This window comes from Nostoc sp. UHCC 0870 (assembly GCF_022063185.1).
GTDB lineage: Bacteria > Cyanobacteriota > Cyanobacteriia > Cyanobacteriales > Nostocaceae > Trichormus.
Window position 1 is genome coordinate 4,600,695 of the sequence record NZ_CP091913.1, and the last position, 15,188, is coordinate 4,615,882.

10 protein-coding genes are annotated in these 15,188 nt (G+C 41.8%); 2 read left to right on the forward strand and 8 right to left on the reverse strand.

Annotated features, from left to right (window positions below; translation table 11 throughout):
* Positions 1–83 precede the first annotated feature (83 nt).
* The 3 genes from L6494_RS19415 to L6494_RS19425 all read right to left on the reverse strand — a co-directional run bounded on the left by L6494_RS19415 (position 84) and on the right by L6494_RS19425 (position 5,253).
* Positions 84–1,796, reverse strand: coding sequence for a diflavin flavoprotein (locus L6494_RS19415; protein WP_237989359.1), 1,713 nt, complete (start codon positions 1,794–1,796; stop codon positions 84–86).
* A 212-nt stretch (positions 1,797–2,008) separates the two neighbouring features.
* Complete coding sequence (locus L6494_RS19420) at positions 2,009–3,745, reverse strand: diflavin flavoprotein (RefSeq protein WP_237989362.1); 1,737 nt, start codon at positions 3,743–3,745, stop codon at positions 2,009–2,011.
* Positions 3,746–4,050: 305 nt separating this feature from the next.
* The gene (locus L6494_RS19425) at positions 4,051–5,253 is read right to left on the reverse strand and encodes an AAA family ATPase (RefSeq protein WP_237989363.1); all 1,203 of its coding nucleotides are present in this window, start codon (positions 5,251–5,253) and stop codon (positions 4,051–4,053) included.
* A gap of 695 nt (positions 5,254–5,948) precedes the next feature.
* Between L6494_RS19425 and L6494_RS19430 the strand changes: the two genes are divergently transcribed.
* A complete protein-coding gene (locus L6494_RS19430) occupies positions 5,949–6,404 on the forward strand; it encodes a response regulator (protein WP_237989364.1) in 456 nt (151 codons plus the stop codon).
* Positions 6,405–6,429: 25 nt separating this feature from the next.
* Here L6494_RS19430 and L6494_RS19435 read toward each other — a convergent pair whose 3' ends face one another.
* Together L6494_RS19435 and L6494_RS19440 are read right to left on the reverse strand one after the other, a co-directional pair.
* On the reverse strand, positions 6,430–7,542 hold the full coding sequence (locus L6494_RS19435; protein WP_237989365.1) for a hybrid sensor histidine kinase/response regulator: 1,113 nt from the start codon (positions 7,540–7,542) through the stop codon (positions 6,430–6,432).
* Positions 7,543–7,565: 23 nt separating this feature from the next.
* Positions 7,566–8,900, reverse strand: a complete 1,335-nt coding sequence (locus L6494_RS19440) for an ATP-binding response regulator (protein WP_237989370.1) — start codon at positions 8,898–8,900, stop codon at positions 7,566–7,568.
* A gap of 1,195 nt (positions 8,901–10,095) precedes the next feature.
* Here L6494_RS19440 and L6494_RS19445 point away from each other — a divergent pair.
* Positions 10,096–10,818, forward strand: coding sequence for a response regulator transcription factor (locus L6494_RS19445; protein ID WP_237989373.1), 723 nt, complete (start codon positions 10,096–10,098; stop codon positions 10,816–10,818).
* A 65-nt stretch (positions 10,819–10,883) separates the two neighbouring features.
* On the opposite strand, the gene L6494_RS19450 is transcribed toward L6494_RS19445, so the two are convergent.
* From L6494_RS19450 to L6494_RS19460, 3 genes are all read right to left on the reverse strand, one after another.
* Positions 10,884–12,248 carry a lipid-A-disaccharide synthase-related protein gene (locus L6494_RS19450; RefSeq protein ID WP_237989374.1) on the reverse strand — a complete coding sequence of 455 codons (1,365 nt, stop codon included), beginning with the start codon at positions 12,246–12,248 and terminating at the stop codon, positions 10,884–10,886.
* A 532-nt stretch (positions 12,249–12,780) separates the two neighbouring features.
* Positions 12,781–14,508: a succinate dehydrogenase/fumarate reductase flavoprotein subunit gene (locus tag L6494_RS19455; RefSeq protein ID WP_237989375.1), complete on the reverse strand. Its 1,728-nt coding sequence runs from the start codon at positions 14,506–14,508 to the stop codon at positions 12,781–12,783.
* 220 nt (positions 14,509–14,728) lie between these two features.
* Complete coding sequence (locus tag L6494_RS19460; protein ID WP_190696577.1) at positions 14,729–15,046, reverse strand: hypothetical protein; 318 nt, start codon at positions 15,044–15,046, stop codon at positions 14,729–14,731.
* Between the last annotated feature and the right edge of the window lie 142 nt (positions 15,047–15,188).

Here is a 15,188-nt window from a genome sequence, read left to right on the forward strand (position 1 = left end):
TTACCCACAAACAAATTTGTAGAGACGTTGCACTGCAACATCTCTACAAGGTCTAATGGTTCAGCAATTTAGCTTTTAAGCTTTTAGTAATGATTACCTGTTTTGCGGTGGTTGATGGCAGTTACATCATCGGGTTTGATGAGCTTACCATTGTCAACGGTGGCGTAAACTACCCAATGGTCGCCGCATTCCATGCGTTGACTAACTGAGCATTCCACATAAGCGAGGGCATCAGTTAGCACAGTACAACCGTTTTCAGCTTCCGTAGTGGTGAAGTTGGCAAAACGGTCTTCTCCGGGTTTGAAGTTTTTGCGGAAATGCTTCATGTATTCGCCGTGATTCTCTTCTGAGAGGATATTCAGGGCAAATTTACCACCGGGATACATGAGGGATTCTATAGCGCGTTCTTTAGCGATCGCCACAGTTAAGCCTGGAGGATTGAAGGTAGCTTGAGATACCCAAGAACCGAGCATTCCTGTAGATACTTCGCCTTGCTTGGCTGTAATCACGCAAACTGAACCGACAATCCTACCTACAGCTTGTTCTACAGGGGTAGCGGCTTGTTGGGGTACACGTAATTTCTTAGCTTTCTTCAAGGTTTGGGCGAAGTCTGTACCCACTTCTTCGCAATACTTGAGGGTGACATCGTCGGGTTTAAACTTAACTTTTAAGGTGTCCACACCGAAGCGATATCCAGCATCGCGGAGTTTACCTTCAATCATGTCTAAGGCTTCACCACTCCAGCCGTAAGAACCAAATACCCCAGCTAGTTTATTGTTATCACCCACTTTCAGGACAATACCCAAAGCGGTGTGAATGGGGGTTGGTGCATGACCGCCAATGGTGGGTGAACCGATAAGAAAACCGTCTGCTTTCTCTAAATTGGACTGGATTTCTTCCGGGGTGGCAAATTCACAGTTAATTGATTGGACTGCTACACCACCTTTAGTTAGTCCGAGTGCGATCGCCTGTGCAAGAGTTGCCGTATTACCGTAAGCTGAGGCATATAATAACGCCACAGAAATTTCCCGGTCTTTCTGAGCCAGACTCCAATCAGCGTAGGCTTGGGTAAGTGCCATTAAACTGGTACGTACCAAAGGCCCATGACCTACACCATACATTCTCACCTGTAAGTCGGAAATCTTCTCCAATGCTGCTTCCACATGAATAGCATGGGGGGCCATCAAACAGTTGTAGTAGTAACGCTGGTCTTCCTTGAAGGATTCCCAGTTGTCATCAAACACATCATCACTACAGATATGCACCCCAAACAGCTTATCTGTGTAGAGAATCTGGGTTTGTTGGTCATAGGTGCAAAGTCCTTCCGGCCAACGGGGGCTAGGAATAGGCAAGAACTTCAACACATGACCCTTGCCTAAATCAAGGGTTTCTTTCCCCCGCATCACCAAAATACTTAAGCTGTCATCGGGGAACGCCGCCCGTAAATTAGCTGCACCAGGAAGGGAACAAACAAAGGTAATTTGCGGAGCTAGTGCTAGCAAAGCCTTGAGGGTAGGTATACGGTTGGGGCTAAAGTGTCCCAGAATGACGTAATCCAATTTTTTCAAATTGAGCGTCTGCTGTAATGCTTCTAGATAAATTGTCGTAAAAGTTTCAGCAGGGGGGTCAGTAATTGCAGTTTTATCACCTTCGATTACATAAGAGTTAGAGGTAGTACCTCTTTCCAAGGCATATTCAATTTCAAACCGCAGACGTGACCAACTACGCGCTCTGAGAACTTTAGTATCTGTAGCAATCGGAAGAACTTGTACGTCACGGGGCTTGGAATCGCTCATAGATTTTTTTTCAGATTTCTCAAAAAATTGGAAAAACCGGGTAGACTTTGCCCAGTTTTTAGTGGATTCGATGAAGCGGTGAAAATCCATATTATTCGGGAATGGTGATTGGCGATTGGGGACTGGGGACTGGGGATTGGGGATTGGGGTAAAATCTCCTCAGCTTCTTCTCTTCCCCTACACCCCTACACCCTTATACCCCTACACCCCTTTTAGTAGTAATTACCCACCTTACGGTGACGAACTGCGGTAAATCCATCGGATTTGGAAACACGACCTTCTTGGACTGTGCAGTATAAAAGCCAGTGGTCGCTGCATTCCATGCTGCTTTGGACTTCGCATTCCATGTATGCTAAAGCGTCTGTGAGGATGGGAGAACCATTTTTAGCGGTTTGGGTTCTCACTCCTGTAAAGCGGTCAGCACCGGGCAGTAAACGCTTGAGGAAGTGCTTTTTCAGTTCTTGATAATTGCCTTCTTCTAAGACGTTGAGGACGAAGCGATCGCCTATTTGCATTAAGCTATCAATGGCGCGGTCTTTGGCTACAGCAATGGTGAATCCTAATGGTTGCAAACTCGCCTGTGCTACCCAGGAAGCTAACATCGCGCTGCTAACATCACCTTTTTTGGTGGTGACAATATACAACCCGTTGCTAATCCGTCCCAAAGCCTTTTCCATGTTGACATCAAGGGCTTTGATTTGCTTGATGTTGCGTTCCCGTGTCAGCAATTGACCCAAGTCTGTACCTGCTTCGGTACACATTTGGTAGGTGGATGCACCGGGAACTTCTCGAATCCGAATGGCTGGGAAGGCTTCTTTTACGCCCAAGTCGATAAACTTCCGGCGAATTGTATCAACCGGTTCGTCATCGCCGCCGAAGCATTCAAACAAGCCGACTACTTGCTTATCTTTAATTACAGATAGCAAAGAACTAATACCAGCTTGGGCTGCAACGGAGGTTGTCGGGGGCATACCGATAATTAAACCAGCTGCTCTACCTGCCAATTCTTGGATTTCTTGGATGTCGGTGGTGCTGAGGTCAATGATTTCTACACCCAGACCAGTTTTTTGGATACCTTCAGCTATGGCTTGACCAAGGCGATCGCTATATCCATAATCGGAGGTATAGAATAAACCAACAGTGGTTTCGGCTTTGGCTTGTCTTTGACTCCAACTTTGGTAGCACTCGGTCAAGACATCCAGGTGATGATACAACAACGGCCCGTGACCGTTGGCGATAATATTAATCTTGCCCAGTTCGCCCATCCGCTTCATTGCGTTCAGGAGAGAACGAGCATTTGGCCCCATGAGACAGTCATAGTAGAATCTAAAATCAGCTTCGATCGCTTCTAAATCTTCATCAAAAGTGCGATCGTCACAGAAGTGCATCCCAAAAGCATCACAAGTAAAGATGGTTTGGGTTTTGCGGTCATAACTAAAGATGGTGTCTGGCCAGTGGAGGTTAGGCGCACTCACGAATTCGATTTCGTGACCTTTACCAATATCGATGCGATCGCCACTTTTGACAATCCGCTTGGAGAAAGGATCATGTACCAAACCTTCCAAAAATTGCAACGCAATTTTAGAAGCCAAAACAGTTGCTCTTGGTGCTAATTGCAGCACATCTTCCACCAAACCACTATGGTCTGGTTCTGTATGACTGACAATAATGTAATCAATAGTCTTGGGGTTAACCAGACCTTTAAGTGTATCTAAATACAGTTGGCGAAACTTCTGGTGAGAAGTATCGACTAAAACTGTTTGTTCACCCCTAATCAGATATGAATTATAAGTCGTACCGTTTTGCAGTCCGAATTCGATATCGAAGCGATCGCGATCCCAGTCTAGACAGCGAATCGCCGTAGTATTAGGGGCAATTTCTACAGTTTGTACAGTTAGCCGATGCTGAATTTCTGCGTTGGCGTTGCCGGTCGTAGACATCGCTACCATTATTTTCTTCGTCTCCGAGCGCAAATAAACAGTATTGTTTCTTTGCCCCATTGTGCAGCTAACTGGATTTTTAAGTTGTAATGAAAACGCTATTTTCCAAAATTCAATATGTAGCAAATAATGCCATTTTTCGGAATTATTTTTAACTAAATAAATCTCCGAATAACAGCGTGTATAAAGGGTATTAAGTTTTAAATGTTGATGTTTCTTGGCATGATTTAAATTCCCTCACATATCATACATACCTTATTTATCATGGCAAGATTTCCGTAAGGAAAAGCATAGATTTCTCTACATTTATAAGTTTAAACAAATCGCTGAGTAAATTCATACATTAAATCTACTCTACCTTTCCTTAACATTGCTGGATCTAGTCTTTCAGTAGTATTACAAGTCATCAATACTACTAATCGCTGCTTGATTTGAATCCCCGCATCATCAATAACGCTTTGATATAAAGTCCCATCCAATAAGCTCAAAATGTGTTCTGTTTTGTTGTTATACTGGGCTACTTCCGAGGCGCGGTTTTGAGCTAGGTTATCGGCTTCGTTGATAATGATACAAATTCGTTCTAAGTATGTGGGGGGAACAAAGTTAGCGATCGCATCATGATCCAAAATAAAGATGACGTATCCTAAAGGGACGAGAATTTCTTTGGCTACTGCTTGTGTCCACGCAGTTTTACCTGTACCTGGTTCGCCGTTGACTACCACCGCCAGCTGGTTTTGATTCAGAATAGCTTGCTGGACTGTATCAGTGAAGTTTTGAATATCTGCGGGGAAACTGCGAATCGGAAATTGGCTATGGACTCTACCAACACGGCTTTGATAGCCACTCAGCATCACTGCTAAGTCGTGAGTAGCTTTGTTAACCAGTGGTGACATATCCCTGGACATTAAGGTATATTGTCTCCGTCCGCGATCGTAAGCTTCAACTTGTAGCCAAACATCCTGTTTTGACCAATAGGCATAAACCGTATTCAAAACATCGAGACGTTCCCAATTTACAAATTTTTCTACAGGATAATAAAAATCCCTTTCTAAGTAATATTGGGTGATGATATCAGGACGATCTAATACACTTAAAACTCGTAAAACTGTAATTTCTTGCAGTTTGTTCAGTACATAATCAATGGGAATACTATTCCGGCTGACAAATTGTAATATGGGCGTTTCTGTATTTAAAACGTCTTTATAACGATGATCAGGTGATTGTTTGTCAGGTGTAACATAGTTCCAAAACTTTTCTATTTCATAGCGAGTATTTTCCGATGCTAGACTTAAAATATTAGCCCACCAAGTATAATTATTCCTGCCTAAAATCTCTGCCATGCCACTGGCTAGATTCAAGCTTTTTTGCGTTAATTCTTTGGTATCACTATGTAATAATTCCCATAAAAATTCCCAATCTAATTCTCGGTGCAATGGTCGCCAACCACTGGCAAGTAAGCTTTGGCTATTTTGAGTTTTTGGCCTATTTTCACTGTGACTAAAATAATCAAACTCCATATTTTATCTAAAACTAATAGGTTGATAATGTTCTATAAAACAAAGGCAGAGACGGAAAAATTTTGATTTTTGGGTTGAGGATTGAGGATGTGTTCGCTTCTGTTTCGGAGTCACTAATCCGAACCCTATTGTAAAACTAAAATTGTCGGCGGCACAGGCAGAATGAGAAAAGATGGTTGAGCGAATAGAAAATCAGCTTTTTGAAGTTGTAATGAGTTTTTTTTATTAAATATGAGTCCTATATTATCTGCGATCGCTTACTAAGTTTTATATTTTAACTACTATACTAAAGCCTCGATATTACACCACATAAATATTAATGTACTACAAATACTACAAAATAAGCAACTAACCAGACACAGAAGTTTACAAAAATATATTAACCCTTTATTTAATGATGAAATACTTAGTAACTAACTTATTAAGTTAATACAAGACAATTCAGCGTCTCTACTTGTAAAAATGTATCTTTACATCTACTGAAATAAATAACACCAGGGATTATACTGTAAAACAGAATTATGTATATTAAGTTATGATGAAATTAGGCAAAAAATATTCTGTAATCTTGCGTATAATCAATAGGTGTCTGCTAACCCTATAAAAAGTATTGTGATTTTTTGCATTTTTTCTGACGAGATACCATGTCTCGTTTACTCAAGAATGATCATAAGTTCTGATGGAATCTTCTAGAAATGTATCTGGCAAAATCATTAATGAGTGATAAAAAGAAGCGCAACTCTCAGCAGCCGTTGATTTTAGCAGTGGAAGACAACGATGACAGTCTACTGCTGATTAGTTATGCCCTTGAGTCACTTGGCTGTAGATTTATTTGTCAACAAGATAGTACAAATACTGTACTGGTAGCAAAAGAGTATCAGCCAGACTTAATTATGTTAGATATCTTGTTACCCAGTGTCAATGGGATTGATGTCATCCGTTATCTCAAACAAGAACCGCTAACTTGTGAAATTCCTGTAGTAGCCGTGACAGCTTTGTCTGATAGAGAGGATCAAGAACGCATTCTTAAAGCAGGTTTTGATGAATACCTCAGTAAACCTTACATGATTGAAGATTTAGAAGCAGTTATTCGCCGCTTGCTTTGCGGCAAATTTCAATTTTCCTCAGCTTATCAGTTATGTCAGGAATAGGGGACTGGGGACTGGGGACTGGGGACTAATTTAAATTTTTTGGTAGTTGGATGGTGAATGTACTTCCTCTTCCTGGTTCGGATTTGAGGCTAATTTTCCCTTCGTGTGCTTCGATGATGCGGCTGGATAAATGTAATCCTAAGCCACTACCTGACCTTTTATTTCTACCTTGGCGAAATCGCTCGAAAATAGTAGATTGGTCTTCAATAGCAATTCCATAACCGGTATCTTCCACTTCGATATTTACCCAGTTGTGATTGGTTTCCGATATATTGATGCTAATGCTGCCTGTGTCGGTAAATTTAATGGCATTACCTACTAAGTTATGTAGCACACGCCGTAGTTCTAAGGCATCACCCATAACTACACCAGCTTTATTTCCCAGGTTATCTAAGTTACTGGTGTCTAGTTTAAGACTAATATTTTTTTCGCTGGCTAGAGGGATGAGTTCACTGACTACTTCTGAGGCGATTTCTGGAAGATTGCAGCTTTCGTAATTCAAGGTCTTTTTACCTGCCTCGAAGCGATAAACTTCTAAGAGGGTGTTGACCATTTGCATGAGATTTTGATTGCTGCGAATCATGACAGCGATCGCTTGTTTCATTTCTGGGGAAATAGGACAAAAGGTTTCTTTTGCAAATAAATCCAGCATCCGGTCAGCTGCTACTAAAGGGGTACGTAAATCGTGAGTCAGGCGAGAAACAAAGTCTTCTCGTTGACGCGCCATTTTACGCTGTTCGTCGAGACTGTGCTTGAGACGGAGAAGCGATCGCACTCTCGCTAAGAGTTCATCTGTATCAAAAGGTTTGCGAATAAAATCATCTGCACCAGCATCTAAACCTTCGACAACGCTGGATTCATGAAAGGCGGTAATTAATAAAATAGGAATATAGCTGAGTTCAGGATTCTTGCGGATGCGCCGTGTTACTTCATAACCATCCATTCCTGGCATCATCACATCTAGCAAAATCAAATCAGGTGGAGATTGAGCAACTTTTTCTAAAGCTGACATCCCATCTGTAACTAAGTCTATTTCATAGCCTTCACTTTCGAGAATGGTCTGAACCAAAATCAGATTATCTCTAGTATCATCAACAGCCAAAATACGATCAATTTGAGAATTTTCAACAACAGACATGATAATCAACTGGTTAAGAAATTTTATAGTTTTAGGTGAGGGAAACCCATAGAGACTTGGCTCGTTTGAGAAGTAGATGGGTGTGGATTTGGAGGAGAAGACAAAATTCCTTTACCATTGAACTCCACCGCCGCAAACGTTTGATTTGAGGTAGATAATGATACTTTTCTTGGTAGTTCAATTTTAAATAGAGAACCAACCCCTACTTGACTTTCAAGAGAGATTTTGCCGCCCATCATTCGGACAAGGGAGTTGATAATTGCTAAACCCAAGCCTGTACCTGAATATTTACGGGTAATACTTTGATCAACTTGTCGAAAAGCTTCAAAGATATGCTGAAAATCTTCGGAAGATATACCTATACCTGTATCTCGAACAGAGAGTGCTACTCGATTTTCTCCCAGGTCTTGTACTTCTACCCAAATACTACCAGACTCAGTAAATTTAATAGAATTAGATAATAAATTCAATAATATCTGTCTGATTCTGACTGGATCATTAAAAATTACAGGGTTAGCTGTATTTATTTTTACTACCAAAGACAACTTTTTTGCTTCAGCTAAAGAACGAATTTCTGCAACTGTCGTATGGGTAACTTTCGCCAAATCAAATAATTCTGGCTGGAGTGCTAATCTTCCCTCCTCCAACTTAGAAAAGTCGAGAACTTCATTCACTAGCATCAGCAAATGCTTCCCATTATTCAGGATACGTTCTACCATATCTGTTTGCTGATTTGTCAAATTACCAAACTTAGGACGCAACAATATTTGAGCAAAACCAATAATAGCATTCATTGGTGTTCGCAACTCATGAGACATGGTAGCTAAAAACTGAGATTTTAGCCGTGATGCTTCTAATAGTTTTAAATTTTGTAACTGAATTTGTTCCTGTTGTCTCTGTAGTTCTTGATTTTTACGTAATAGCTGTTCATTGCTTTCTTTCAGCTGCTGATTTGCTAAAGCGGTTTGCATTTCTGCTTGGTAAACCCGCATCGCATGGCGTAAAACCTGGGTTAAGGTTGCTGATGACAACCTTGATTTAGCTAGATAATCGGTAGCACCAGCTTTCATCAACTCAACAGCCGTTTGTTCATCTCCTTGATCTGTGATCACTACTAGGGGGACTTTAATTTCTGAGGCACGTAGCTTTTGTATTAAGCTTAAACCATCTTGGTCTGGTAAATCATTGTCCAAGAAAACGCAATCATAGGTAGTATGTCTTAAGGTAGAGATTGCAGTTCTTGCGTCACTTACTTCAGACAATTCTATTTTTACACCGGCTTGCGTGAGGGCTAAATAGACTGTCATCCGGTCTAACTCATCATCGTCTACAACCAAAATTCTCAGCGTTTCTTTCATTGGTTTTTATTTTCGCTGTCAAATACAGGTTGGGGTCAAACATATCTTTTTTAAACTAACAAACTAAATAATTGCAAATGTTGAGTATATCTTTGGGGAATTATACTGAGTCAATGAAAGGTCTTTGAATTTTTGACTGTCTTTAATTAGATTAGAGGCAAATTCTATAACTCAGCTTACTGCCCACACAACATTATGAGTAGTTCTAACTTATTTCTTTACCAATAAATTAATTGCATTGGTAATATTAATTCTATTGAGCTTTATTTTGGTAGTCATGACATTTTGTTGATTATTCATCCTTTGCTAAAATTATATTTATTTACATTGGGGGTATATTTTTTATTTAAATTGTGCTGTTGTTGAATTGTTAATTATAAATGGACAACTAATTAACAATTTACAAAGGATTGATCCCTGACTCCCACCAAAGACAACGGATATTGTAAAGTAACTTAAAATACTTTATTAACCTTCATTACGATTGTAAAAGAATGAGTTAACACAAGTCCTCACCCATTAGTGAGAGTTAGAAACAAAGATTGGTTAACATCAGATTGAGGCGTTGAACTGTTGCGATCGCTTGATCTGAGTGCAGGGAAATATGAGGCTAGTCGTAGCCAAACAATCTCATCTTGTCATATTTGGTATTTCTAAAATTTGTTAGCGATCGCCAAACACATACCCGTGTTTTCTTGGCGATCACATCTGTAAGAGTTGATAAAAATTACAATAAATTTTTCTGTAATTATCTTCTCAGTCAGAACGGCAGATAATTTTTTTTTAAATTATGCCATATTATGGAATAATAATTTATAGTAACCTATCCATCAGCAAGAAGTAGACAAATGTAAACCAATGGCAGGATGTGAATAAAAAGTAGGGTAAAAAATTGTATTAGCTCCTCTATCCTAGATTTCTTTAACTGTAAGCATTGTAATCGATCCGGTTGGTCTACTTTATCGCTGTAGAAAGCAAGTATCTTATATTATTCAGCAAAAAATTAATATACCCCAGGCCTGATTTTGAGCTACATCAAGCCTGAAAAAAAATGGTAGTGATTATTTCTATCGATGGATGCAGGGATATACACAGATCATCTATCTTAGGTTTGGAAAACTCATAGAAAGCAAATTAGAAAAAACTAAAAAAAATTTAGTTTGTCAGCTGCAAAGAAGGAATAGCGGGTGTAGCAATGAATGAAATCAGCATTATTTTAATTGAAGACCATGACTTAACAAGGATGGGGTTAAGAGCTGCATTGCAGTCCCACGGGGGATTGAAAGTAGTCGGCGAAGCTGCTAATGCGACTCAAGGATTAAAACTTTTGGAAACAGCAAAGCCAGATGTCGCCGTGGTAGATATTGGCTTACCTGACATGGATGGCATTGAACTCACCCGTAAGTTTAGACGCTATCAAGCTGAAAGTGGACAAACAAATACTAAGGTTTTGATCCTGACAATGGATCATACCGAGGATGCAGTGCTAGCAGCCTTCGCCGCAGGTGCAGACTCTTATTACATGAAAGAGACAAGCATTAGTAAATTAACAGAGGCGATACAAGCAACTTACGCGGGTAACTCTTGGATTGATCCAGCGATCGCCAATGTGGTATTACAGAAAATGCGGCAAGGTATTCCTGTAGAAACCCAATCATCTGATAAACCAAAAACAGTCAAAATCGAAGCTTTACCTTCAGAATACGAACAAGTTTTAGAGACTTACCCACTGACTCAACGGGAGTTAGAAATTTTAGAGTTAATTGTGGCTGGTTGCAGTAACGGACAAATTGCGGAGAAACTCTATATTACTGTTGGCACAGTTAAAACTCACGTTCGTAACATTCTGAATAAACTCTGCGCCGATGACCGTACCCAAGCGGCTGTACGGGCTTTGCGTTCTGGGTTAGTAGCGTAATTGCTGGACGTTGGGTATAGATTTGCTGAACCTCTCCCCAACCCCTCTCCGACCCGGAAAGGGGCTTAAATATTGAATTTTTCTACTAAATACTCAGCAATCCTTGCTGCTGCACCTGGTTTCCCCATCCTGCGCCTGCCATTCTCGGCAATAATATGCAGTCTATCAGGATAAGTGAAAAGCGATCGCACTTCTTGAGCAACTTGTTCTGGTTCGTCCACTAAAATCAGCGATAAGCCTAAAAGTCGGCTTTGGGCTTCTGCAAAACCGGGGTTATATTGCGGCCCCTCCCCAGGAATAGCGATCGCAGGTTTACCTAAACCGATAAACTGTTCTGTAGCTGTCCCCGCCATTGCGATCGCAATATCTCCCCAATGCAAACATTCGTTGTATGCTTGTTGCGTCAAGATGATATAGGCGTTGCTTTGCTGGAAGATCACAGCATTTTCATCCGGTAGGGGAAGAGGTGACTCTGTAGACGGTCGCCAGCCTTGAGACTGCACAGTTTGGGCTAGTATACTCAAGTCTAGATTTGGTGCGATCGCTCCTAAAAATACTACATTACTAGAACTTGGTACAAACGAATTTTGCTCCCGAAAACTCCCCATCAATGCAGACACCGCCACCATAATTATTTCCCAATTTTTATAAGCTTCCGGCGCACGCGAACCAGGGAGGAGAGTCATCATCAACGGTCTAGCCATTTCTTGCTGTTGACTATCAGCACGATAAAACTGTTGGGTATTAAACCTCGCCTCTAAACCATCCATCATTGGATTTCCCACATCAAAAGCGGGAATCGTCCACTGATTTAAAATTTTTGTTGTCAACCCATCCCTAGGAAACACCGCGCGACAACGGCGGCGACTCATTAACCACCTCTCCCAAGGATGGTAAATCGAACCCGAAAAGTTTTCCCATTTGGCTGCTTTTGATTCCCTAGCTAATATTCCCACTTCATCCCGCACATAATATTCTGACTTCGCCGTCCCGACAAAGGCATATTTAGCACCACTTATAAAAGCAAACAATAACGGGACAATATCCCCCACCGCCAAGATAGCGTTCTTGTTACCTAATTTTTTCTGGGAACGCACCCAACGCCGCACCGCTTGAATTTGACTCCAAGTTAGTTGTACCAAGCCACCTTTCACATCCCGCGCCAATTGTCGCCCATCCATATATATAAACCCACCAGAGGGCATTGTGCGGACTGAACCAATGAGAGGAATATCTAACTGTTGGTAAGCCCGTCCTTCACCCACCAGAGGTAAAGCAAAGATATCTGGTGGGTTTGATTGTTGCAACAATTCCTGCAAAATGCGGACAGCAATTACATCTTCCCCATGACCATTACTTAATACCAACAACTGCAACCGAGAACTTGCAGCTGGTGAATGGGTTGGGGATAAGCGGGATACATCGTTCATGAGAAATATAGGTGACAGGTGACAGGTGACAGGTGATAGGTGATAGGTGATAGGTGACAGGTGATAGGTGACAGGTGATAGGTGACAGGTGATAGGTGACAGGTGACAGGTGACAGGTGACAGGTGAGAGAGAAAAGGGACTCGGCGTAGTTTTCTTTGCTACGCAACGCTACCGCGAAACCTGGAGGGTGTACACACAAGTCTGATAACCTTATCCCGTATCGTTCTGATCCCTTTTGAAGGGGGATTTAGGGGGATCAAACCACATTTTGCACTCAGTATAGAGATGTGTGTACACCGTAGCCTACAACTGTAGAGACTTTGCCTGCAACGTCTCTACATATTCCCCCTTCCCTAGTAGGGAAGGGGGTTAGGGGGTTAGGTCTCGCGTTAGCTTTTCCACATAACGTGAAAAGTCAGGTAATAAACAGAGGCTGCGCCAACGCTTAGAGAGTCGGGGGGGAGCATCATTGCAAATTGCGAATTGCGTTAGCGGAGCGGGGCGTTAGCCCATTGCGAATTGCGAATTGTTCTAATATTTCCTCTCTTTTGGCTCAAACATGGTAATTGCGACTGGGCGATATTGAATATCAATCCCGGCTGGTGAATAGTAAGCCATTGTGTGTTTCAGAAAATTAGCATCGTCTCGCTGGGGGTAATCTTCGCGGAAGTGTGCGCCGCGACTTTCTTGGCGATTGATGGCTGAGGCTAAAATAGTCTGTCCCACTATCATTAAACTTCTCAGTTCTAAGGCTTCTACAAGTTCTGTGTTCCAACAACTACCTTTGTCATCTAAATAAATTTGATTATATTTCTGTTGTATTTCTGTAATTTTCTCCCATCCTTCACGCATTAATTCTTCAGTGCGGAAAACGCCGCAAAACTCAGTCATCGCATCTTGAAAGTTTTGACGAATTTGGTTAATGCGGTATTGTCCCGGCTGTGCAATTAAAGATTGAATTTCTTGCTGGGCTTGTGTGATGTAACTGCGCTCATCTATAGTGGGTAGCTTACGTTTCTGCACATATTGCGCGATCGCCGCACCAGTTCGTTTACCATAGACTACACACTCCAATAGGGAATTACTACCTAAGCGGTTTGCACCGTGGACGGAAACACAAGCCGTCTCCCCAGCCGAGAAGAAACCTTCAACAAAACCATCGCCACTACTGCGGACTCTACCATCAGTATTGACAGGAATCCCACCCATACAATAGTGAATAGTAGGACGGACTGGCATTGGTTGGGTGACTGCATCCACCCCGACTAGACGGTGTGCTTCCTCCCAACAGAAGGGGACACGACTCATGATTTTTTCCTTACCCATGTGTCGCAAATCTAGATAAACATAAGCACCGCCAGCACTACCATCAGGATTTATACCACGCCCGGCGCGAATTTCGTAGGCGATCGCCCGTGAAGTGATATCACGGGGGGCTAGTTCCATCCGACTAGGTGCATAATTCGCCATGAAGCGATCGCCTTCGGAGTTAATCAGATACGCCCCTTCTCCCCGTACCGCTTCCGAAATCAGCACCCCCACGGGATACAATCCTGTAGGATGGAACTGGACAAACTCCATATCTTCCAGGGGTAAACCTGCAAGTGCGGTCATTGCTAAACCATCACCTGTACAAGCGTAATCATTGGAGGTGGTGTTATAAACGCGACCATAACCCCCCGTGGCAAACATCACCGCCTTTGCCCGTAGTACCTCAACCTGACCATCTAGCAGGCGGTACATCACCAAACCTTTCGCCTCATTCTCCTCTAAAATCAGGCGCATGACATACCATTCTTCATATATCTGCACGCCATAACGCCGCAAGTTATTCACCAACTCATGTAAAATTGCGTGACCAGTTTTATCGGCGGCGTAGCAGGTACGGTTGTGAGAATGTCCGCCAAAAGCCCGTTGTGCAATGCGACCATCGTCTAAACGGGAGAACAAAACCCCCATATGTTCCAAGTCAATGACTACATCGGCGGCTTCTTGGGTGAGAATTGCTACAGCGTCTTGGTCTGCTAAATAATCAGAACCTTTGACAGTATCAAAAGCGTGGGCTTCCCAAGTATCAGTAGTATCGACATTTTTTAATGCTGCTGCCATCCCTCCTTGGGCTGCAACCGAGTGAGAACGAATTGGATGGGTTTTCGCCACCACCGCAATATTTAAACTGGGGTCAGTGCGGGCAATTTCCACAGCAGCACGACACCCCGCCAATCCACCCCCAACAATAATCACATCATGTTCCAACATACGTAGACCCTAGCTGCAAAACACTGCTGTTCTATTGTAGAGAGGTGAAATCAATTCAAAATTCAAAATTCAAAATTCAAAATTAAGAAATTAAAAGGCAATAGGCAATAGGGGAAATCCCCATAAATAAATTTAGAGGCTTGCATCCCAATATTCGGGTAGGTTTCTAGACTATTACCCATTACCCATTACCCATTACCCATTCCCCATTCCCCATGCTTCAGCTACTAGCTTGTACAGGTTGTTGCTGAGAAACATTACCAGGGATAGGTTCAGTTTTTACACCTGGTTCTACAGAAATTAATTCAATATGATTTAACAATGTAGTTACAAACGCAAACAATAAGAAAGGTAGAGACAACAGTACGACCAGACCCACTGTAGTTAAAGCATATACAGGTCGTCTTGCACCCATCAGTGCCAAAGCTGATGCCAAGCTAAGAGTAATGGTAATTAACCAAACAATTATTTGACCGTAGATATCACCAAAAGTTAAGGTGCAAACAAACCGATAGTTTTGAATATTATTTTTGTTCATCATAATTCGCCTCAAGTCTAGCCTATAGGTTCTACGTTAGAACTATGTTTGGCTAGCAGACAATTTCTAAATATTTTTCCAAGGTTTGTAATATCACTTTACAATTTAGTCTTTTTGTTACCAAATGTAATTTCTATTTCTC